Here is a 20,484-nt window from a genome sequence, read left to right as displayed (position 1 = left end):
ATGAACCGGAACTTATCTTTTTCGTTACCGCTTCGCTTCCGCTTGTTTGATATCAGGGCCTAACAATATAGCGACCCATTGGGTCTCCTGGCGTGATTCCAGCGCCAGTTTGATGATCATCGTCAACGGTACAGACAACAGCATACCAACAGGACCAAGCACCCAACCCCAAAACACCAAGGAGATGAATACTACCAAAGTTGATAAGCCAACGCCGCGCCCCATAAATTTGGGTTCGATCACATTTCCCATGACAACATTGGCAATAATATACCCCAATCCAGCCAATAATGCGTCACCGCCACCGAGCTGTACTAATGCCAGTAACAGCGCCGGAATTGCGGCAATAATGGAACCGATATTGGGTACAAAATTGAATAAAAACGCAACAAGGCCCCATAGCAAAGGATAATCGACTCCGATCACAGCCAGCCAGATAGCAATAAATATACCTGTAGCAAGACTAATCCATGTCTTGATTGAAAAGTATGCTCCAACACTTGAAATAAATGTTTCAAAGCCATGTTTTGATGGAGCATTTTCATCCATAGCAGACCATTTATGTGGTAACGCAGATGCTTCGATCAATAAAAATATTACAGTAAGTACAATCAAAAACGTATTCGCCAAAGCGTTGCCAAGCCCTGATAGTAATTTGCCAGCCATGCCCATCGCCGCAGATGGATCGAGCACATCCAGCATCGATTGTGATGATACAGCCAGCCCCATGCCTGAAAGCCACAAAAGTGCATCGGCAGTCAATGCTTTCAAGCGCTCCTGATAACTTGGTATATTATGAGAGAAGTCGGCCAGTGATGAGCTTACAAATGCAGCAATCAGCAGTCCTATCAATACAATTGCAAGCGTAATGCATAAAACCGCAAGCCCTGCAGGAACCTGTTTATGGATTAGCCAGCTCAGCATCGGCAAGCAAATAATCGCCACGAAAGCGGCCAATAAAAATGGCACCAGCAATGAAGCTGCAGCTTGCATGCCTGCAATCACCACGACAAATGCAGCCGATGAGATCAACAAACTAGCACTGCCTTCAGCGGGTTTATTCATATGCATTCAAACGTGGATCATCAATATCAAATTCGTTTTCGCCGCTAGCAAACATCAATTTTATATAGGGAATACAACCTTCACATTCAGTACCACAATGCGTGGCAGCCTGAGCTGCTTCAAAATTTTCATACTGTTTCAATTGTTCAAACGTTTTATTGACGCATTCACAGCGATTTACTTTGCTATCACACACGGTTCAACCTCTCCGCTTTATTGATTTTTTCAGCATCGGATACTGGCCGATATTACCGCTAAACGGCAAGCGCAGCATAAACCCAATATGATGCGTTGATGCATCCTGTAAATGTTCCAACCCAATCACCATATCAGTATGACCTAGCGTTGGTTGCGCGCGAAACGTGCCAAAAAACCGATCCCAGAGTGACAGATTAAAGCCAAAATTACTATTAGTTTCAGCCTTGATGATAGAGTGATGAATACGATGAACATCAGGTGTAATCACCAACCATCGTAATATCGCATCTAGCCTAAGTGGTAAACGTACATTGGAATGATTAAACATCGCCATTGCATTAAGTATTATTTCAAACATTAATACTGCCAGAACAGGTGCCCCAAGCAGTACGACAGCACTGATTTTAATCAATATTGACAGCATGATTTCAAGCGGATGAAAGCGCAGTCCGGTAGAGACATCAATTTCCTTGTCAGCATGATGCACTATATGCAAACGCCATAACCATGGCACCGCATGAAAAAGCACATGTTGTCCATATACCACTAAATCCAGCAAGATCACTGCGAGAATAACGGATACACTCTCATTCCATCCCAGCCAGTTAAACAGTCCAAAGCTATGACTGTTGGCCCACCATGCAGCCCCTACCGCACCAGCAGGAAATAGTATCCGAACCAGCAACATATCCAACACAATGATGCCAATATTGGCTGGCCAGCGTTTATACCCCATCACCAGGGCTCGACGTGGGTATAAAAATTCAGCACACGCCATGCTTAATAAGACCGTGATAAAAGCAGTCAATCTAAGTAAGGATTCATCCATTGCGCCACTCTGTATAAAAAGTCACCTAGCTGCAAAAAAGTTCACTACCAGTGCGTTTATTCCGCTTGGGTTTATCGCCTATACTATATAAGCTTTGGCTATAGTTAGGTTTCACTGAGAGAAGTATCATTTGGTTTTCGTTGAAGATTAGAATAAATGGAGAATTATCATGAAAAGAATTGTATTCATTGCTATTACTGCAAGCATTGTATTGACCAGTTGTGCCAGCAATCCAGTTGTTGACCCGAATGATCCAAACAAAAACACCAAGCAGAATGCCGCTATAGGTGCTGCTGTAGGTGCACTTGCAGGTGCTGTTATCGGATTTCAAAATGATCATTCCGGTGGTGCATTACGTGGTGCTTTGATTGGTGGTGCTGCAGGTGGAGCACTCGGAGCCGGTACAGGCATGTATATGGATAAACAGGAACAAGAATTTAAACGTGCCCTGGCTGAAGAGCAGCGTAGATCACAGATTGAGATTGAGCGACTTCAAAATGAGAACCTCAAGATCACCATGAATAGTGAAATATCTTTCGCGTCCAACTCAGCAAAATTAACCCCCTCCTTTCATAACACGCTCGATAAAGTAGCTGATATCTTGAGCCGTTATCCACGCACTTCGATCAACATTACCGGTCATACGGATAGCCGTGGCTCAGCCCAGTATAATCAGCAACTATCCGAGCAGCGCGCTCAGGCAGTGAAATGGTATTTAATGGATCGTGGTATGGCATCCAACAGGATTGGCGTGGAAGGCCGTGGTGAATCTCAACCAAGGGCATCCAATGACACACAAGCAGGCATGCAGTTAAACCGCCGTGTTGAAATGCTGATTATTCCAAACAACGATATTCAGTAAGCTGCAATAACAAACTGTCCAACATCAAAGCCCACGGATGAATCCGTGGGCTTTTTTTTGGTTCATCGCGCATGAGCACCATCCTACTAATGAAGAACCCTTTTAAGCCTCGCTAGCAGCTGCAAATCAGAGATATTTTAAACTCACCGGGTCGCTTGATGATAAGCATCGTCTTTTATACGCTAGTGGCTCCGTAAAAGCTGTATATGTTGTAGGCAGTAGCCGTTATGATTCGCTAATGTCTGTATATACTGAACTCACACACGCTGATATCAGCACAATTCTGGCTGATTACAATATTGGCACCCTCTCCTCTTTTGAAGGCATTGCTGCAGGAATTGAAAATAGTAATTTCTTTATCGATACCGATCAGAACAGACGATATGTGCTCACCATCTTTGAACGCCTGGAAGCTGATGAACTGCCGTATTTCATGTATCTGATGAAGCATCTGGCCTCAAATGGTCTGGAGTGTCCGGATGTAATGCAACGCAAAGATGATTCATTATTATTTGAAATAGATGGAAAACAGGGCTGTATTGTATCGTGCTTAAGCGGCCGTACGCTTGATGAACTCAACGAAGCACAATTGACATCATCCGGTCAGGCTATGGCTCAATTGCATCTGGCGGGTTCTGATTTCACTATGCACAGAGACAATCCGACCGGACCGAACTGGTTGGCAGAACACATTGCTGCCGTACTCGATAAAACAGTTGAACTATATGGTAATACCGCAGCTGACCTATTGCGTTCCGAACTAAATTTCCAATCAACCTGTGAACTGCCGGCTCTACCATGCGGCGTTATTCATGGTGATCTGTTTGTAGATAATATTCTATTCGAAGGAGACCATGTATCAGGCATTATCGACTTTTATTATGCCCACGACTCATCGTTTGCAATGGATATTGCCATATCCTTAAATGCTCAGGCTGTACTGTTATGTGATGCAGATGATAGACGCATCAAAGCCTTTATGAATGGTTATCAGTCTGTCAGACCACTTGAGAAAGAAGAATTACATGCGCTACCTCTCTTGTTGAGGCTAGCCGCGTTACGCTTTTGGGTATCACGCCTTTTTGATGCTATTTTCCCACGTGGCGGAGCCATGGTTCAGACCAAAAATCCGGAAGAATATCGCCAGAAATTACAGTTCCATCGAAATTAGAAGCCGCAAAAAAAGGGCGGGGATAGATTTACTATACCCGCCCTTTCTAGCATCAGCCAATATTAATAACTCTCGCTTATGCGTTATTTTTTATTGCGACGAGGTGGCTTTCTGCCACCAGCATTGTCCGAGCGACCACGGCCACCATGCTTGCCACCACGAGATGGACGACGATCACCATCACTACCACGTCCGGGTTTGAACTGTTTATGTGGTGCTCTTTGTGGAGTAGCAGCACTGTCAAGCAGGCTGGCATTGAGGCGTTGCCCGCAGACCTGAATATTTTTCAGCTCATTGAAGATCGCTTTCGGCATACCGTCCGGCAAATCAACGATACTGTAATCATCAAGAATTTGGACACGCCCGATAAACTCACTTTCCAAACCAATTTCATTGGCAATTGCACCAACAATATTGCCTGGCTTCACACCATGAACTTCACCAACATCAAGCCTGAAACGTTCCATACCCTGTTCAAGTTTTGGACCACGGGTAGATTCACGTCTTGGTTTAATATCTTCATCTTCATACTGATTACGTGATGCTTCACGGCTACTTCTGCGTTTATCTTCAGGCGCATCAAAGCGTGGATTTCGCTCTGCGCGTTGTGGGCGCTCTGATCGATCTCTGCGTTGTGGTTCATCCTTAAGTAGCAGCGCCTTATCACCCTGAGCCAACTTCGCTAATGCAGCAGCAATCTCATTGGCAGGTACATCATGTTCTTTTCGATACTGCTCAACAATCTCAGTGTATAAGGTCAGACCTTCACCTGATTCCAATGTTTCAGTGATACGATCCTTAAACTCTTCAATACGTTTATCGTTAATGCTTTCAGTTGTAGGCATTTCAAACTTTTCAATGCTCTTCTTGGTTGCTTTCTCAATGGCATACAATAGGCGCTTTTCACGAGGTGCAACGAACAGAATTGCATCGCCTTCTCGTCCTGCACGACCAGTACGGCCAATACGATGTACATAAGATTCTGTATCCTGTGGAATATCATAGTTGATAACATGCGAAATACGTTGCACATCAAGACCACGCGCAGCTACATCTGTAGCCACCAGAATATCGATTTTACCCTGCTTCAAACGGTTGACCGTATTTTCACGTGTCTTCTGAGCAATATCACCATTAAGTGCTGTTGCTGAATAACCACGAGCAGAAAGCTTTTCAGCCAGTTCTTCGGTAGCTGTTTTGGTGCGCACAAAAATAATCACAGCATCAAATGCTTCGGCTTCTAATACACGGGTCAAGGCATCAACCTTGTTTCTACCACTCACCATCCAGTAACGCTGACGAATAGTTTCGGCCGTTGTTTCTTTCATTTGAATGCTAACATGTATTGGATTAGTCAAATGCTGCTGGGCAATTTTACGGATAACCTGTGGCATGGTGGCTGAAAACAGTGCGATTTGACGCTGCTTAGGTAGCTGCTCAAGCACCCACTTCACATCATCAATAAAGCCCATACGCAACATTTCGTCGGCTTCATCGAGTACCAGTGTTTTTAAATTACTTAAATTCAATGTTTTGCGACGCATGTGATCCATCACACGTCCTGGCGTTCCCACCACAACATGCACACCGCGTTTAAGTTGACGCAACTGAATTTCATAACTTTGACCACCATAAATAGGCAGCACATTGAAACCTTTCAGATGGCGTGCATACGTCTGGAATGCTTCTGCAACCTGAATCGCCAGCTCACGTGTTGGAGCCAACACCAGCACCTGTGGATTTTTTTGGCTTAAATCGATATTGGATAAAAGCGGCAGAGCAAAGGCACCTGTCTTACCAGTACCAGTCTGAGCCTGTCCGATCACATCTTTGCCATCGAGCAGCAGTGGAATGGTTTGCGCCTGAATTGGAGATGGAGTTTCATAACCCAATGCTTCCACGCTTTTAATCAGCGGAGCTATCAAGTTTAAATCTGAAAATTTAACCTGTACGGGTTCATCTAATTTAACTTCAACCTTTTCGATTGTTGTCTTTTCTTCCTGTTCTTTTGTTGTCATTTATATACACCTTCGGATATTACCGGAGGCGAAGGCTGCCTGTATCATGATTAAGAAACCATTAGTAAGTGTTCATACTTTTAAGAGCATTGAATAGATATCCAATTATTTTTTTATCGACAAAACAGAAAACAAGACAAAAACACTAATAAATACTTGTATATCAGCACGTTACAATAAATTATTAAAGTTCTATAGCGGCCAGAGATTGATGCCTTGGAACATGAAAAAAAGCGATGAGACAGCACACAAAATAGAAACTATCACATAAAAAGGTTTAAAACCGACCTGTTGCGTCTGTTTAAAACCGATATATGCACCAATGCCAGTAGCAAAAAAAGCAAACTCACTGATCACCAGAAGCGTAAGCAAAGGCAAGGCAGTGACACCTTCGGCATCCACCTGTTGTCCCATAGTTACGACAACAAAAAACACCAAGCCCAGTGGCAATGCAACAAATGGAAAATGAATCATCTGCATAACGGTTAAAATAAAACCTTATTCGCCATCGTTTTCACCGCGTTTGATACCCATCAATTGAGCCTGAATAAACGCATCAATATCACCATCCAGGAATACCTGTGTATTACCGGTTTCCATACCGGTGCGCAAATCCTTAATGCGAGACTGATCCAATACATACGAACGAATCTGGTGACCCCAACCGATATCGGTTTTGGTATCTTCCAAGGCCTGTTTTTCAGAATTCTGTTTTTCTATTTCCAGTTCGTACAGGCGTGCTTTTAACATTTTCCAGCAAGCTTCACGGTTTTTATGTTGAGAACGGTCATTCTGACATTGAACCGCCACACCTGTTGGAATATGGGTCAATCGAACAGCTGAATCGGTTTTGTTAATGTGCTGACCACCGGAGCCACTGGCACGGTAGGTATCTGTACGTACATCGGCCGGATCAATATCGATATCAATGTCGCGATCAATATCTGGATAAGCAAACACGGATGAGAATGAAGTGTGGCGACGATTACCTGAATCAAATGGTGATTTACGCACCAGACGATGCACACCAATTTCAGCCTTTAAAAAACCATAAGCATATTCGCCCTTGATCGAAACTGTTGCTGACTTAATACCGGCCTCTTCACCATAGGTGCATTCCATCAACTCCGTTTTAAAACCTTTGCGTTCAGCCCAGCGCAAATACATGCGCAATAACATTTCAGCCCAATCCTGTGCTTCTGTACCACCGGAACCGGAATTAACATCAAGAAAGGCGGATTCCATATCGGTTTCACCGCCCAGCATCTGGGCCAGTTCGAGAGCTTCAACCTGGCGCTGTACAGCATCAAGGCCTTCGATCGCTTCAATCTGAGAATCACGATCCTGCTCTTCGATACCCATCTCAAATAACATGGATGCATCTTCGTGCTCACTAAAAGCTCGTTTATAATCCACCAGCACTTTTTCCACACGTGCGCGTTCCTGCATTAATTGTTGCGCTTTTGCCTGATCATCCCACAGAGAGGGATCTTCAATACGTGCGTTTAACTCACGCAGATCCTCTTCTTTGGCATCAACGTCAAAGTGACCTCCGCATAGCATCAAGTCGACTGGCATAATCCTCTGCCCGTGTTCTAAATCCTGCGATCTGATCTTCAATGGTCATTGTCTAACTCCAATGTGTGTTTAAAAGATTGTGCACGTTACCGCTCTTCTGTTTCAAATCAACCAACATTTGAACACAATAAGGTCCTGATGCATCAAGCAGCATGCTTGCGAATACACTCATCTAAGCTCAAACACCATACCGATCTAAATGAATGAATATCGATATTATATGACGTAGTAGCTTATAGCGAATGCATTGCTACCCCAGTAACACTATCCGTTTAAAAATTCCTCAAGCTTCTCTGCTTCTGTCTTCTCAACAACAACTTCGGTCACTTCAGTATCAACAGACACCTCTGAACCATCCTCATTTCTTTTCTCAAGTTTACGCAAGCGCTTCTCTTCATTCTTTTTCTGCTTAGCGAGTTCTTTCTGTCGTTTCTCAAATTTAAAATTAGCTCTGGCCAAGAAGGCACCTCCAAGCGGTAGTGTGTTCGGCCACGGCAATGCCTTTGAAGCGAACAGTCGCCAATGCTGCCGCTCTTTGATGCTGTTGTCTCAAAAATAATCGTACAATTTACTTCATGTTCGCATCATCTACTGATGAAAACGCTAATAAGCAGAAAACAAGTGATTGAATCCATAGGTTTTTTCCATTGTTGCATGCAGGTGAGCAGCATAGCATTTGCTCATGTCTAAACAGATGGTGCGTATCGATAAATGGTTGTGGGCTGCCCGCTTCTTTAAAACGCGCAGTCTGGCCACAGAAATGGTCAATGGTGGCCATGTTCAGTGTAATGGTGATCGTTTAAAACCATCCAAAGGTGTACAGATTGGTGATATGCTGAAAATCGTGCGTGGACAGGAGCTCTATGCCATTACCGTAACGGGCCTGGCTGAAAAAAGAGGTTCAGCGACACAGGCGCAAAGCCTATATCAGGAAGATGAAGAAAGTATCAAAGCCCGACAAGTGCAGCACGAGCTACGTAAACTCAATGTATCCCCTGCCCCGGATAAACGGCCGGATAAAAAAGCACGCCGACAGATCATTCGATTCAGACGAAAAGAGGATTAAACGTTCTCTTAACCCTGTTTCAGAGCCGGATCAAACTGTTGGTTCAAATATGCGACGATCTCGCTGGATTCGTATAACCAGGTGCTACTTTCATCATCGTGATCAATACGCAAACAGGGTACTTTGATAGCCCCGCCCTCTTGTTCTAGCGCATTGCGATGTTTACCACCACGGATTTGAGCATCACGATATTCAAGTGGAATATTCAAACGGTGCACGGTACGACGTGTTTTGATGCAAAACGGACAGGCGAAGTACTGATACATCGACATCGACTCAACCTGCTTGTTGATTTCGCGTTGCTCTTTCACATCCCGTTTGATTTTGCGCGGGCTGGTCAAATAACTGACAAAAGCCATCAGACCACCAACACCTTCACGAAATATCTTTAACAGTAACGCTTTTATCATTAGAACCCCTTTATAAGCTTGAATCGTCGCGCCACGCTAGCAGCAGGGTAATCGCATTAAAACACTCTCTGTTTCAAACTATATTCAGTATTTTTTCACCACAAAGGGCGCAACGTTACGCAAAGTAAAGACAAAAACAGACCTGATTACTTATGAAACTCAGCCATGCCGATAATCGATCACAGACATGCTATGGTAAATTTCCAATTATATTGGGACGTCTAACATTCATAGTAATATAGCTGAGTTTTTGTACGTGATCAGTAAAACCGTAGCCACGAATTTTCACGATTAAAAATCTATGGTTATTGCCTTATTCGCGTCCATTCGTGAGTCGTCCCCTAGAGGAGCTTCTCTTGCTACGCAATTCACCTTATGGCTCGATTGTGTTTTTACTTTAGTTAAAGCCAGCAATCGACCCGGTTTAAGAAACCGTTAGAAACGTGCATGATTCGGAAGATAATGAGGAAACTAAATATATGAATGATATTGATGCCATCAAGCATTTAGAACAATCCGATCAATACAGGGTCATTGAACGCCTGCAAGCGCCTGATCGCTACAGTGCAGGTGAGCCTACAACACCACGTATTGGTATCGTGATTGATACCGAGACCACAGGCCTGGATACCAGCAAAGACGTCATTATCGAGCTCGGTTTTGTTGCGTTCGAATACGATGCAGGAAGCGGCCTTATTTATAGAGTGATGCATACCTATGACGGCTTTGAAGATCCAAACGAACCATTGAGTGATATCGTCAAGCAGATCACCGGCATTACCGATGAGATGGTCGCAGGGCAAAAACTCGATGATGATGAAATCATACAGTGGCTGAACAAATCTGATCTTATTATTGCACATAATGCCGGTTTTGATCGCCAGATGATTGAACGGCGCATGCCTATGGTCAAAGAGACAAACTGGGCCTGCACCTTCAATGATATCCCCTGGCAGGATGAAGACATCTCCAGCCTGAAACTCGATTATATTGCCTATAAGCTGGGTTACTTCTTTGATGGCCACCGCGCGGTGAATGATGCCCAGGCAACCCTTCACCTATTAACAAAAGCCCTGCCCTGTTCCGGCAAACTGGCCATGGCAAGCCTGCTTGCATGTGCCAGGGAGAAGAGCCAGCGTCTGTTTGCGATCGGAGCTCCCTTTGACAAGAAAGATGATCTGAAAGCACGCGGATACCGCTGGCTGGCCGATTTTTCTTATAAAGATCAGTTTGGAAAACCCAAAAAAGGTGTCTGGAGCACCTCAGTATCAGATGCCGATAGTGAGGCAGAACATCAATGGTTAACAGATGATATCTATGCAGGAAAAAAGGCACCGTTTCGTCATATCGATCTTACTGCCCGTAACCGTTATTCACTCAGAGAATTCTGCATAGACTGATGTTAAAGATATCCGAGTCAGTCAGCATTCAGGATGATGAAATTGAGCTTTCAGCCATCCGCGCTCAGGGCGCTGGTGGTCAAAACGTCAACAAAGTATCCAGCGCTATTCATCTGCGTTTTGACATTCATGCATCCTCGTTGCCGCAGTTTTACAAGGAACGGCTATTACAGCTCAGAGACCGCCGTATCAGCAGTGATGGTGTGCTCATCATCAAAGCACAACAGTATCGCAGTCAGGAACAAAACCGCACAGATGCATTGAACCGACTTCAAGAGCTGATTAAAAGTGCCACAGTTGTGCTTAAAAAAAGGCGCCCGACTCGAAAATCTTACAACTCCGTCAAACGTAGGTTAGAGGGTAAGAACAGGCGCAGCCAAACAAAAGCTCTGAGAAAGAAGGTGGATGAATAGTTGTGTGCTTCCTCTACAGATGATCATGGGGGAGCGGATATCACAGATGCCTTATGGTTTGCGAAGTAAGTTTGAGCTAAACCAATTTTCAACCAAATCTAAGGCGTCAGTCTGCTCATAAACAAACTGCCCCCTTATTTATTTAGATGGCTTCCTATAAGATCTGCAAAATATTTTCACATATTAACGGTGGCCAGAACATTAACGTTCAACTAGCGGTCACCCTCATCTCTTTCTAACATGGTATTAAACAAATGAATGATAAAACGATAGTAACCCACAACGGAAACTTTCATGCAGATGATGTATTCAGTGTCGCTGCACTGAAAAGCATATTCCCCTCGTTCACGCTGATTCGCACGCGCGATTCTGAACTGATCGCTAAGGCAGATATTGTGCTTGATGTAGGCGGCGAATATGACCCGGAGAGAGGCCGTTTTGATCATCATCAACGTGGTGGTGCCGGTGAGCGCGATAATGGTATTCCCTACTCCTCGTTTGGTCTGATTTGGCAGAAATATGGCTTGGAACTATGCCAGGGTGATCAGGACATCAGTAATGCAGTTGATAAAGGCTTAGTCTCAACGATTGATGCCATTGATTGTGGTCATGTCGAAGGTGTTCCTCAAGGCATCAGCCTTAGCCAGACAATTGGCATGTTTAACCCTACCTGGCAGGAAGATAGTCACGTTGATGCATGTTTTGATGAAGCGGTTGAATTTGCCTCGCGCATACTGGCACGCTTTATTGCCGCCGCTGGCGGTGGCGTTCATGCCAAAGCGATTGTAGCCAAAGCGATTGATGATGCTGAAGATCCAAGAGTCATTGTATTGGAACAATATACCCCGTGGAAAAGAACAGTTCACACGCTGTCTGAGGAAGCATTATATGTAGTTTACCCATCGCAGACCGGCGAATGGCGCATTCAAACTGTGCCAACTGAGCCGGGGTCCTTTGAAAACAGAAAACCGTTGCCCCAACCATGGGCAGGCCTGTCCGATCAAGAGTTGCAAGCGGTAACAGGAATTGATGATGCGATGTTCTGCCATAATGGACTGTTTATTGCGGGCGCAAAATCATTTGAAAGCACGATGAAAATGGCATCCATTGCCGTTCAAGCATGATAAGGTGTGATCAAAAATAAAAATTATCTGTTCAGTTGCAACGCTACTTGAGTCGCTATTCATGAATCGATGTGATGATCCACGCAGAAAATTTATTTGCCGGAGGAGATGATGAGTAATCGTGTAAAAATGAATACCTTTTATTGCTGGGATGGCGATGTGTTGATTCTCAATATCCTGGGTTCACCGAATGCAAAAACGAACAAGATAGGCAAACCCAAAGGTAACCAATTAAAGGTTAATGTCGCAGCAGTACCCCGCGGTGGCAAGGCAACGGACCATATGGTGAAGTTTTTCGCCAAGGAGTTCGGAGTGAAAATAGCGGATATTGAAGTGGTGTTCGGGCGTATGAATGTAAACAAACAAGTCCGTATCAAAGCACCACAATCACTCCCCTCTGTCATTGCAAGGCATGAACAATAGAGGTTAAGGAAGTGCCAACGACATCTCAGATAACACTAAGACTGGATCCTGAGACATTTCCAACTTGGCGTCGTCGTTACTTTAAGCAGCTAATTTATCTTCAAAAACGACTAGCAAAACTACAAGGTAATGACAGCTTGGGTTGATAATCGACGACAAAGCTCCCTCTCTGCCATTGTAATGCACCGTTATATAACCGTATGTAAGAGGTATGAAGAATTCAATGGATATCAAAGGAACCTGTATCGCATCAACAGCCGATGAGCACGGCCAGATTCATGTTTACCAAACACGCAACAGCCGGATTCTCAGTTTTGACGGGAAAATCTATCAAAGTTGCATGAAACTCAATAACGTCAATGGATTACATCTCGCTTACACCCGAGCCATGATGGCAGGTCTGTTTTTTATCCCCAGCGTTAAAACAGCAACCATCATGGGGCTTGGTGCAGGCTCGATGGTAAAGAAACTACTGAGTAGTTTCCCCGCATTGAACGTACACGCGATTGAGTACAGAGCAGCCGTGGTGAATACCGCAAAAGAACATTTTCACCTACCCGCTAGTGATCATCTGTTCATTCATATCGACGATGCTGTGAACCACATAAAAAACACCGACATCAAAAGCGATATTATATTTTCAGATCTGTTCAACCCGGAAGGCATGGAGCCCCGGCAAGTGCAGTCGTCTTACTTGCGTGATTGTAAAAATGCACTCACCGAGCAAGGTGTGCTCGTGCTCAATATATGCAACACCTCTTTTCAATTGCGCGAAGTCTTAGATCAACTGCTCATACAAGAGTTTAACAACCAACTGCTTAGATTCGACGTTGATGATGGAAACACCATTATATTCGCATTTAAAAATGACATCCCATTGATCGAAAGAGAAGCACTGCTCACCAAAGCTCAAGCCTTGCAAGAAAAAATGAACATTCCGATGCAACAATATGCTGAGTTGCTTCTGCGCACACAGGGTAATCGCATTATAAAAAGCAAAGACCTTTAAAAGGTTTCCACCGCAACACCCCAGGGTGGCTACTCTCGCTTCGCGATTCACCTTCAGTACGCAGCATAAAGGAAACCCTTTATTGTAAGCGCCGGCATCCCGGTACGTGAGAGCTGCTTATGAACGATATATAAAAGGAAATTAAAACGCTCAAATGTATGGGATAACATGCGCGGCACCCTATCCCTCCATTCTGTTTGTTAATTTTTCGCTTTTCCTCTGCGTAACTTTGCGTACTCCGCGGTGAAACGCTTTTGACCTTGGGCTACTCCACTTCCATGCAGCGCATTCCATAGTTATCAATGCCTTTACTCACCCAATATACACAGTTCATGATGCTCTAGCCATAAGGGGTATTTGAACATCGCCCTGGCATAGAGTCGGCTTTGTAAATGTTGATTTAACCAGCGCTGCAGATGCATGTACGGGCCGTTCAAATACAGCTGTCGATTGACGCGGGAAAACTGCCGGACAAAAGGCAGTAGTGCATAATCAAGCAGGCTGGGTGTAGCGCCCATGAAAAAATCATGCTGCGTCAGGCGATATTCCAGCCCTTGAATAAACGGTTCACACAGCAAGCGACACTGTTCTTCATCGTCACCGTGAAAACGTTTGGCGCGTTTGTACTGTTCCAGCTGCGGTTTAAAAACGGCATCATTTTCATGGATGACAGCCAACATTTCCGCAAGCGCTCCCCCATCGCCATTCCCTTCCTGTGCATAGAGCAAATTCCCGGGATCATTGCGTTCCAGCGCCCATAACATAATTCCCAGACTTTCATCGATGACCCTGTTGTTATCTGTATCATCTAACACCAGAACAGGCACGGTTCCTTTAGGCGATGCGGCCAACATTTCAGGTGGTTTATCCTGCATCACAATGGCACGCAGCATGACCGGTTGTTCCGCCAGTAACAGAGCGAGCCTTGCACGCATGGCGTAGGGGCAATGTTGCAGAGAATAGAGGATTGGCAAAGTCATAAGATGAGAACTTTCCATACGTCAGTGGTGACGATGCCAGCCTCCACGCTACAAGCCCTGACTATATTGTGCGTTCGTAGATTCGCTAACCATTTGGTTTAATTGCTCTGCTGCCTGACCATCACCACTTAATAGCCGTTCAAAGTGCGCAATCAACGCCGCCTTGTCCAACTCAGGCTTGGAGCCCGCGCCAATATTGGTCAGATCAATAAAAAACTCATCAAACAGATCACCAAGGTCGTGAACGATATCAGCGTTTAAAAACTGTTCGTGATTATAGATGCTGGGGTAGCCGCCTTTTTGTTTATCAACGGCAAACGAAACCCCTTTCACATTCGTGATCGTGGTCGCTTTTGTGCAACTGAGCATACACCCATCCTCAATAGTGGGCTTTTTACAGCCTACAGTTTGCTGGAAAAAACACTGCCGGCTGGTCATCAATAAAATCGGATGATAAATACTGTATAGCAGCTTGAAGTTGCTTGGGCGGGCAATGTTTTTGATTTGCATACGGTTGATTTCGTTGGATATAAAGGCTCCGGCACAATTCAACTCCTCTTTCAGGGTTAACAGTGCATAGGAGTTGGTGGTATTTAAGAATGGACCGGCAATCCACTCGATACCCATTTCAAAGGCTTTATAGGCTACACCCGTGTTATTACTGACGATACGTTCAGGGCGAACCTGCTCCAGCAGTCGCACGGATTCATCGTAATCCTTACCAATTAAAATGGCAGGAAACCATGGAATCAGGCGTGGATGACGTAAGAACAGTTCGATGTGTTTATTACAGCCTTTTTTCAGGCTCTCTGGCACTTTGAAATAGACATCGGCATTTGTCCGTTCACATAGGTGAACATCTTTCTCATCGGCAATCAATATCGACATTGTTGTTCTTTTAGACGTTTTTGCATGTTTCTCTAACGGCGGAACATCGGCAAAGGGAACCCTGTCGATGGAATGATTTAACAGTGACGCAGCCTCATTTTTTAATGTCGTGAGCTCTTTAAACGGCAGCGTTAATCCATCATCCAGATCCGAGCATTCAAAGCCTTCAATGCGGTAATCATTGCCGGCAACGTTTTTAAAGCGTTTTTCCAATGTTGCCTGATGGATAGCCGATTCACTGGCAGCCCTGAGCAGTGATGGCGTTTGCACCTGATAAACCTTGTCTTGATCACCTATGGTCAGCGTCAAACAAAGCGGTGCGCCCAACTGACCTGAAAAAGCCAATACCAACGGCTGCTTGGCAATGCTGAGGTACTTAATCTTTTCTTTGAGCTCTGCCCCAAGTTCATTTTTCTTAGAGTACAGCTCCACTTTAATCTGCTCAATAGCATCAGGTGTGACAGCGTCACTTTGTTCAATGGCATGGTTCACGCTGTAATCGCGCGGGTTATCGATAAACATCTCTTTGCTGAGGTGCCCCTGTAAAAAAGAGTTGGTAAAATCCCGGTTAAATACGCGGTGCAGGTTCGAATCGTCGGCCAACAATTGTCCCGTATCCACAAACGCATCGACCTGCTTTCTCCATGTATCGACCACAGTATACACATAATGTGCATTTTTAATGCGGCCTTCTATCTTCAATGAATCCACTTGCGCATCAACCAGCTCGGGCAGATCAAAATAAGCAGAGTTATCTTTCAAATTCAGCGGGAAACGATTGCCCGCATCCGTGATTTCATACTCATCACGACAGGCCTGGCTACAACTGCCACGATTGCCTGAGTTGCCCACGCTAACGGAGCTTGAGTAACACTGGCCGGAAAATGCAATACAGAGTGCGCCATGCACAAACACTTCGGTGAGTACGTTGTGTTTGTGCGCGAGTGCCGTTAATGATTTTATTTCGCCAATATTTAATTCGCGCGACAGGTTAAGGCGTGATGCGCCGATTTTTGCCAGAAACAGTATCTGGCCTTCGTTATGTGTCGTCAGCTGCGTTGAGGCGTGAATATCCAGCGATGGAAAATGTTTTTTGACCAGATTAAAAATGCCAAGATCCTGTACAATAATGCCATCGATACCCGTGTTCACCAGCTTGTTCAGCAGCTTGATCAAACTGCGCAGTTCATGTTCCAGGATGACCACATTGACGGTTAAAAACACCTCGCAATCGTATTTGTGTGCCAACCGTAAAATACCGGAAAGATCTTCAAACGAAAGGTTGGCGGCGCGATTGCGGGCGTTAAAGTTATCCAGCCCACAATACACAGCATTTGCCCCGGCAATCACTGCGGCCTTAATCGCTTCAACATCGCCACCGGGCGCTAGTAGTTCTATGTTTCTTTTCATATTGCGGTTATTCACTCACTTTTGCATGATTAAAGCTGTCTGAATACCAGGACGATGGTGTCTTGATAAACGAGCCATGACGAGACGATAAGGCTGACCAATTAAAGGTCAATGAATCAGATCTATCGCCTTTTCCGCGCCTTACAGTTTTCCTATTTACGATTCATCTGTTTTTTGGTTTTGCTAGTTGCCTGTGCGGTGAATGGATCATCCGGCCAGTAGTGGCGTTTATATTTTCCACGTAGCTCTTTTTTTACATCGTGATAGGTAGTGTTCCAGAAGCTGTTTAAATCTTGTGTGACCTGCATTGGCTTACGTGCTGGTGATAACAGATGCATCATCAGTTTACAGTGACCATTGAGTATCGTGGGTGTGTCGTACAGACCAAATACCTCCTGCAATCTGACAGCAAGGATGGGTTGCTCCGGATCGCTATAATCCACTGACACGGAGGAACCACTGGGTACGCTGATTCGCTCTGGCGCCAGTTGCTTGATCAGTTGCTGTTGTTGCCAGCTGAGCTGATTTAAAAGCAGGCTATACAGATCCAGTTTAAAACACTGCTTGAGGCTGTTTTCATGGCTTAAGTGCGGTTGCATCCATACAACCAAGGTGTCGCTCAAATTCTGTTCTGAAAAATCGGGTAGAGATTCATCAAGCTGCTTTTTAACAGCAGGATTGTTTAGACGATGGTGGTTAATACATTGTACCCGCTGTTTAAGGTTCTCAGCCTTAACATTCCAGTTCAGGCACGCAAGTCCCCTATTCCTGATAGCCTGCATCAGGCACTGTTGTACCGCCTCTTGGTTTTTTCTGTTTTTTGCATCGTGCAGGATAGATTCTTGCAATACTACTTTTCCAATACTACTGGTCTGTTTGACCTCGACGCGTTGTGCGCTCTCATTCCATTCAACACGTTCTTCGTGTTGAATATACGCACTAAAATATTCCTGTAATTGTTCAGCACTGATATCCGCAGCCAGATAGATGCAGGCTTCGCCCTGTTTGGCATCAAGGTTGGCGACCACAAGATATTCATGCAGATGATGCTGCAAAAAGTGCGGAATAACCGCGCCCTTGCCGTTACTGAGCAGATAACGCGCCTCGTTGGGGTTACGCTGTTTGGCGATTCTATCGGGATAGGCGTAGGCCAAAAGCACCCCGCTACAGTGATTATCCGGTCTCTCTTTATTGACTCTCGCTTTGCTGCACTTTTTCACACGCCTGAAAAAATCATCGGCACTTTGTATGATGCGTTTGCATTGCTGGTGATCGATACCGGGATGCTTTGATCCTGCATGCACAAGCACATTCAGCCTGTCATGAATGTCAGCACTTTTTTCAGCGTTTTTATCTGAACGAGCGGCCTGAAACAAATCTTTCTCGGTGAGCAGGCTAGCGATTAAACAGGCATGATAAGCCTGATCCAGTTGAATGGCGGCCAACATCATGTGCGCTAAGCGTGGATGCGTACCCAGTTTCAACATGTCACGTCCGTGCGTTGTAATGTTGCCCGCCTCATCTAGAGCGCCGAGTTGTTGCAGCAGTGTCTTTGCCTGGTCGATGGCTCCTATTGGAGGCAGATCCATCCACTGTAATTCATTAACCTGAGTCACGCCCCAGTTTGCCAGTTCCAGCACCAGCGTTGATAGGTCGCTGTGCAGGATTTCAGGTGCTGCATGTTTGGCTAAACGTGGTTGTTGCGTGACAGTCCACATACGGTAACAGACACCAGCGGATAATCTGCCGGCACGACCGCTGCGTTGTTCTGCTGAATCCTGTGAAATGGAACGGGTATTCAGTTTGTTCATGCCCGAGGCTGGGCTGTAATCCATCATGCGCTCTAAGCCTGAATCAATCACGCAGCTAATACCTTCAATGGTGATACTGGTTTCTGCGATATTGGTGGCCAGAACAATTTTCCGCATGCCTTTATCACTGGGTACTGCGATAGCCAAATCTTGCTGCTGTTTGCTTAGGCTGCCATGCAGCGGTGCAATGATCATGTTCGTGATCGATGCGTGATCAAGTGTCTGTTTGATCTGTCTGGAGAGCTGGTTGATCTCTTTGACACCAGGTAGAAATACCAGGCAGTTACCCTCATGTTCATGAATGAATGTTTTGACCGTGTTGGTCAAATTGATCATCAGTTGCTGCTGAGGCCGTGTATTGTGTTGCCTGATCACGTTACCGAGATATCTATTCTCGACAGGAAAACTGCGCCCTTCACTCTGAATGATCGGCGCCTTATCCAACAATGTAGCCACAGCATCCGTATTGAGGGTTGCCGACATCACCAGAATTTTCAGATCTTCGCGTAAAATTTGCTGGCTTTGTAAGCACAGCGCCAGTGATAAATCGGCATGCAGGCTGCGTTCATGAAATTCATCAAAAATAACCAGTGCAGAGTTTTTAAGTTCCGGATCAGCCTGTAACTTACGTGTTAAAATACCTTCGGTGACCACCAGTATTTTTGTTCTGTCACTAAAACAGTTGTCCTGCCGGATTTGATAACCCACGCTTTCACCAACTTTTTCACCGAGCAAAAATGCCATGCGTGCCGCCGCATTGCGTGCAGCAAGCCTGCGCGGTTCCAGCATGATGATCTGCTTATCACCCAACCAGCTTTCACCTAGCAAAGCGATGGGGACAGCCGTGGTTTTACCTGCACCCGGTGGTGCTTGCAGTACAAGACGATTGTGCGTTGTTAATGTCTCTTTGATGTCGGGTAGCACATCATTGATCGGCAGACTTGGCATGGGACGGGTTGGCATGGTGAGACTATAGCTGAAGGCAAATCAAAATCACTTGCAGTGTGGCACCCCTTACATTTTGAGGCCGTCAGATAGCTGATTTTTTTTACGAGATAAAGAAAACCTTAGCCACTGATGGCCTAGCTCACCCTCTCTGGCACCTCACCATTTACCTTGTGCACACGACAGACACTGATAAAAAACATAAACCCTCAGCTGTTGAACTATTCGTGTTTATTCGTGTGTCGTCCCCCCAAGGAGCTTCTCTTGCTACGCAATTCACCTTCTGGCTTGCTTAAATTTTTGTCTATTCGATTCTTTTCAGCCTTTATCTAGCCCATGGATCAATCTTCTTTTTCGAGGGCTTCTCATCCCTCTTCTCTCTCGCAGGTGATCTGCTTGCACACTTTTCACGCAAGTATTCAGCAGACTTTTCTGCACGCTCTTCGCGTAAGCGATCAGCACCTTCTAAGCTCAGTTTTTTAGGCTCCCTCGACACTTGCTCTTCTGGAAAAACCCGCTCCCTTGGAGGTAATAAATACTCTTCATAAGATGCTCTCGGTAAGTTTTTATAGTCATACAGATAGAATGCTTCAACTTTTATACGCGCCCAATCTGTCTTCTTTAAAAACTTCACACTGGAATCAATGCTTGGATTCATCTTAAAGCAATTGATATTCAAATAGGCAAAAAGTATCTCAAAACCATAATGATCTACTATTTCAGTCAACAAGCTTTTCGTTCCAAGCCCGTGTAAGGGGTTGTTCGTGTAATCGATCTCATTGTTCATGAATATCATCCCCGTTTAGTAAATAACGATAATGTACCCCTAACAGCAGAGATAACACAGCATCAAACTACTGAAAGTGGGCAGCCCCCGTCAAAAT

20 protein-coding genes are annotated in these 20,484 nt (G+C 45.0%); 8 read left to right on the top strand and 12 right to left on the bottom strand.

What is annotated here, in order from left to right; genetic code table 11:
• Nucleotides 1-24 precede the first annotated feature (24 nt).
• From D8Y20_RS08265 to D8Y20_RS08255, 3 genes are read right to left on the bottom strand one after another with little or no spacing between them, the layout of a single operon-like run.
• Nucleotides 25-1,065 (bottom strand): AI-2E family transporter, encoded by a 1,041-nt coding sequence (locus tag D8Y20_RS08265; RefSeq protein WP_121542694.1) that lies wholly within the window; start codon nt 1,063-1,065, stop codon nt 25-27.
• Nucleotides 1,058-1,261, bottom strand: a complete 204-nt coding sequence (locus tag D8Y20_RS08260) for a hypothetical protein (RefSeq protein WP_121542620.1) — start codon at nt 1,259-1,261, stop codon at nt 1,058-1,060. Before D8Y20_RS08260 ends, D8Y20_RS08265 begins: the two co-directional genes overlap by 8 nt.
• Nucleotides 1,262-1,264: 3 nt before the next feature.
• Nucleotides 1,265-2,092 (bottom strand): sterol desaturase family protein, encoded by an 828-nt coding sequence (locus D8Y20_RS08255; RefSeq protein ID WP_121542618.1) that lies wholly within the window; start codon nt 2,090-2,092, stop codon nt 1,265-1,267.
• 169 nt (nt 2,093-2,261) lie between these two features.
• Here D8Y20_RS08255 and D8Y20_RS08250 point away from each other — a divergent pair, with 169 nt between their 5' ends.
• Together D8Y20_RS08250 and D8Y20_RS08245 are read left to right on the top strand one after the other, a co-directional pair.
• On the top strand, nt 2,262-2,954 hold the full coding sequence (locus D8Y20_RS08250) for an OmpA family protein (RefSeq protein WP_121542616.1): 693 nt from the start codon (nt 2,262-2,264) through the stop codon (nt 2,952-2,954).
• 238 nt (nt 2,955-3,192) lie between these two features.
• Nucleotides 3,193-4,125 (top strand): homoserine kinase, encoded by a 933-nt coding sequence (locus D8Y20_RS08245; RefSeq protein ID WP_121542614.1) that lies wholly within the window; start codon nt 3,193-3,195, stop codon nt 4,123-4,125.
• 83 nt (nt 4,126-4,208) lie between these two features.
• Here D8Y20_RS08245 and D8Y20_RS08240 read toward each other — a convergent pair whose 3' ends face one another.
• The 4 genes from D8Y20_RS08240 to D8Y20_RS08225 form a co-directional block, all read right to left on the bottom strand.
• A complete protein-coding gene (locus tag D8Y20_RS08240) occupies nt 4,209-6,143 on the bottom strand; it encodes a DEAD/DEAH box helicase (protein WP_121542612.1) in 1,935 nt (644 codons plus the stop codon).
• A 192-nt stretch (nt 6,144-6,335) separates the two neighbouring features.
• Nucleotides 6,336-6,617, bottom strand: coding sequence for a hypothetical protein (locus D8Y20_RS08235; RefSeq protein ID WP_147434043.1), 282 nt, complete (start codon nt 6,615-6,617; stop codon nt 6,336-6,338).
• A gap of 24 nt (nt 6,618-6,641) precedes the next feature.
• Nucleotides 6,642-7,770 (bottom strand): peptide chain release factor 2 gene (prfB, locus tag D8Y20_RS08230; RefSeq protein ID WP_201265589.1). Its coding sequence is split into 2 segments (ribosomal slippage): nt 6,642-7,694 and nt 7,696-7,770, totalling 1,128 coding nucleotides; the frame shifts between segments, so codons are not numbered across the junction.
• Nucleotides 7,771-7,985: 215 nt separating this feature from the next.
• Nucleotides 7,986-8,180, bottom strand: coding sequence for a hypothetical protein (locus D8Y20_RS08225; RefSeq protein ID WP_121542606.1), 195 nt, complete (start codon nt 8,178-8,180; stop codon nt 7,986-7,988).
• A 223-nt stretch (nt 8,181-8,403) separates the two neighbouring features.
• On the opposite strand from D8Y20_RS08225, the gene D8Y20_RS08220 reads away from it, so the two are divergent.
• Nucleotides 8,404-8,787, top strand: a complete 384-nt coding sequence (locus D8Y20_RS08220) for an RNA-binding S4 domain-containing protein (protein WP_121542604.1) — start codon at nt 8,404-8,406, stop codon at nt 8,785-8,787.
• 8 nt (nt 8,788-8,795) lie between these two features.
• On the opposite strand, the gene D8Y20_RS08215 is transcribed toward D8Y20_RS08220, so the two are convergent.
• A complete protein-coding gene (locus tag D8Y20_RS08215; protein ID WP_121542602.1) occupies nt 8,796-9,197 on the bottom strand; it encodes a glutathione S-transferase N-terminal domain-containing protein in 402 nt (133 codons plus the stop codon).
• 443 nt (nt 9,198-9,640) lie between these two features.
• On the opposite strand from D8Y20_RS08215, the gene D8Y20_RS08210 reads away from it, so the two are divergent.
• The 5 genes from D8Y20_RS08210 to D8Y20_RS08190 all read left to right on the top strand — a co-directional run bounded on the left by D8Y20_RS08210 (nt 9,641) and on the right by D8Y20_RS08190 (nt 13,566).
• Nucleotides 9,641-10,597, top strand: a complete 957-nt coding sequence (locus D8Y20_RS08210; RefSeq protein WP_255418416.1) for a 3'-5' exonuclease — start codon at nt 9,641-9,643, stop codon at nt 10,595-10,597.
• On the top strand, nt 10,597-11,010 hold the full coding sequence (arfB, locus tag D8Y20_RS08205; RefSeq protein ID WP_121542598.1) for an alternative ribosome rescue aminoacyl-tRNA hydrolase ArfB: 414 nt from the start codon (nt 10,597-10,599) through the stop codon (nt 11,008-11,010). The genes D8Y20_RS08210 and arfB overlap by 1 nt, the downstream gene beginning before the upstream one ends.
• A gap of 254 nt (nt 11,011-11,264) precedes the next feature.
• Nucleotides 11,265-12,134 (top strand): MYG1 family protein, encoded by an 870-nt coding sequence (locus D8Y20_RS08200; RefSeq protein WP_121542596.1) that lies wholly within the window; start codon nt 11,265-11,267, stop codon nt 12,132-12,134.
• Between the two features lie 111 nt (nt 12,135-12,245).
• A complete protein-coding gene (locus D8Y20_RS08195) occupies nt 12,246-12,557 on the top strand; it encodes a DUF167 family protein (RefSeq protein ID WP_201265588.1) in 312 nt (103 codons plus the stop codon).
• Between the two features lie 223 nt (nt 12,558-12,780).
• Nucleotides 12,781-13,566 (top strand): spermidine synthase, encoded by a 786-nt coding sequence (locus D8Y20_RS08190; protein WP_121542594.1) that lies wholly within the window; start codon nt 12,781-12,783, stop codon nt 13,564-13,566.
• A 308-nt stretch (nt 13,567-13,874) separates the two neighbouring features.
• On the opposite strand, the gene D8Y20_RS08185 is transcribed toward D8Y20_RS08190, so the two are convergent.
• The 4 genes from D8Y20_RS08185 to D8Y20_RS08170 all read right to left on the bottom strand — a co-directional run bounded on the left by D8Y20_RS08185 (nt 13,875) and on the right by D8Y20_RS08170 (nt 20,387).
• Complete coding sequence (locus D8Y20_RS08185; RefSeq protein WP_121542690.1) at nt 13,875-14,546, bottom strand: glutathione S-transferase; 672 nt, start codon at nt 14,544-14,546, stop codon at nt 13,875-13,877.
• Between the two features lie 48 nt (nt 14,547-14,594).
• Nucleotides 14,595-16,844: a peptidase U32 family protein gene (locus D8Y20_RS08180; protein WP_121542592.1), complete on the bottom strand. Its 2,250-nt coding sequence runs from the start codon at nt 16,842-16,844 to the stop codon at nt 14,595-14,597.
• Between the two features lie 152 nt (nt 16,845-16,996).
• Nucleotides 16,997-19,603, bottom strand: coding sequence for an ATP-dependent helicase HrpB (gene hrpB, locus D8Y20_RS08175; RefSeq protein WP_121542688.1), 2,607 nt, complete (start codon nt 19,601-19,603; stop codon nt 16,997-16,999).
• 322 nt (nt 19,604-19,925) lie between these two features.
• The gene (locus D8Y20_RS08170) at nt 19,926-20,387 is read right to left on the bottom strand and encodes a VF530 family DNA-binding protein (protein WP_121542590.1); all 462 of its coding nucleotides are present in this window, start codon (nt 20,385-20,387) and stop codon (nt 19,926-19,928) included.
• Between the last annotated feature and the right edge of the window lie 97 nt (nt 20,388-20,484).

It is taken from the genome of Mariprofundus sp. EBB-1, assembly GCF_003665155.1.
Taxonomy (GTDB): Bacteria; Pseudomonadota; Zetaproteobacteria; order Mariprofundales; family Mariprofundaceae; genus Mariprofundus.
The sequence above is the reverse complement of the archived record's forward strand: the minus strand, read 5'-3'. Positions and strand labels throughout refer to the sequence as shown.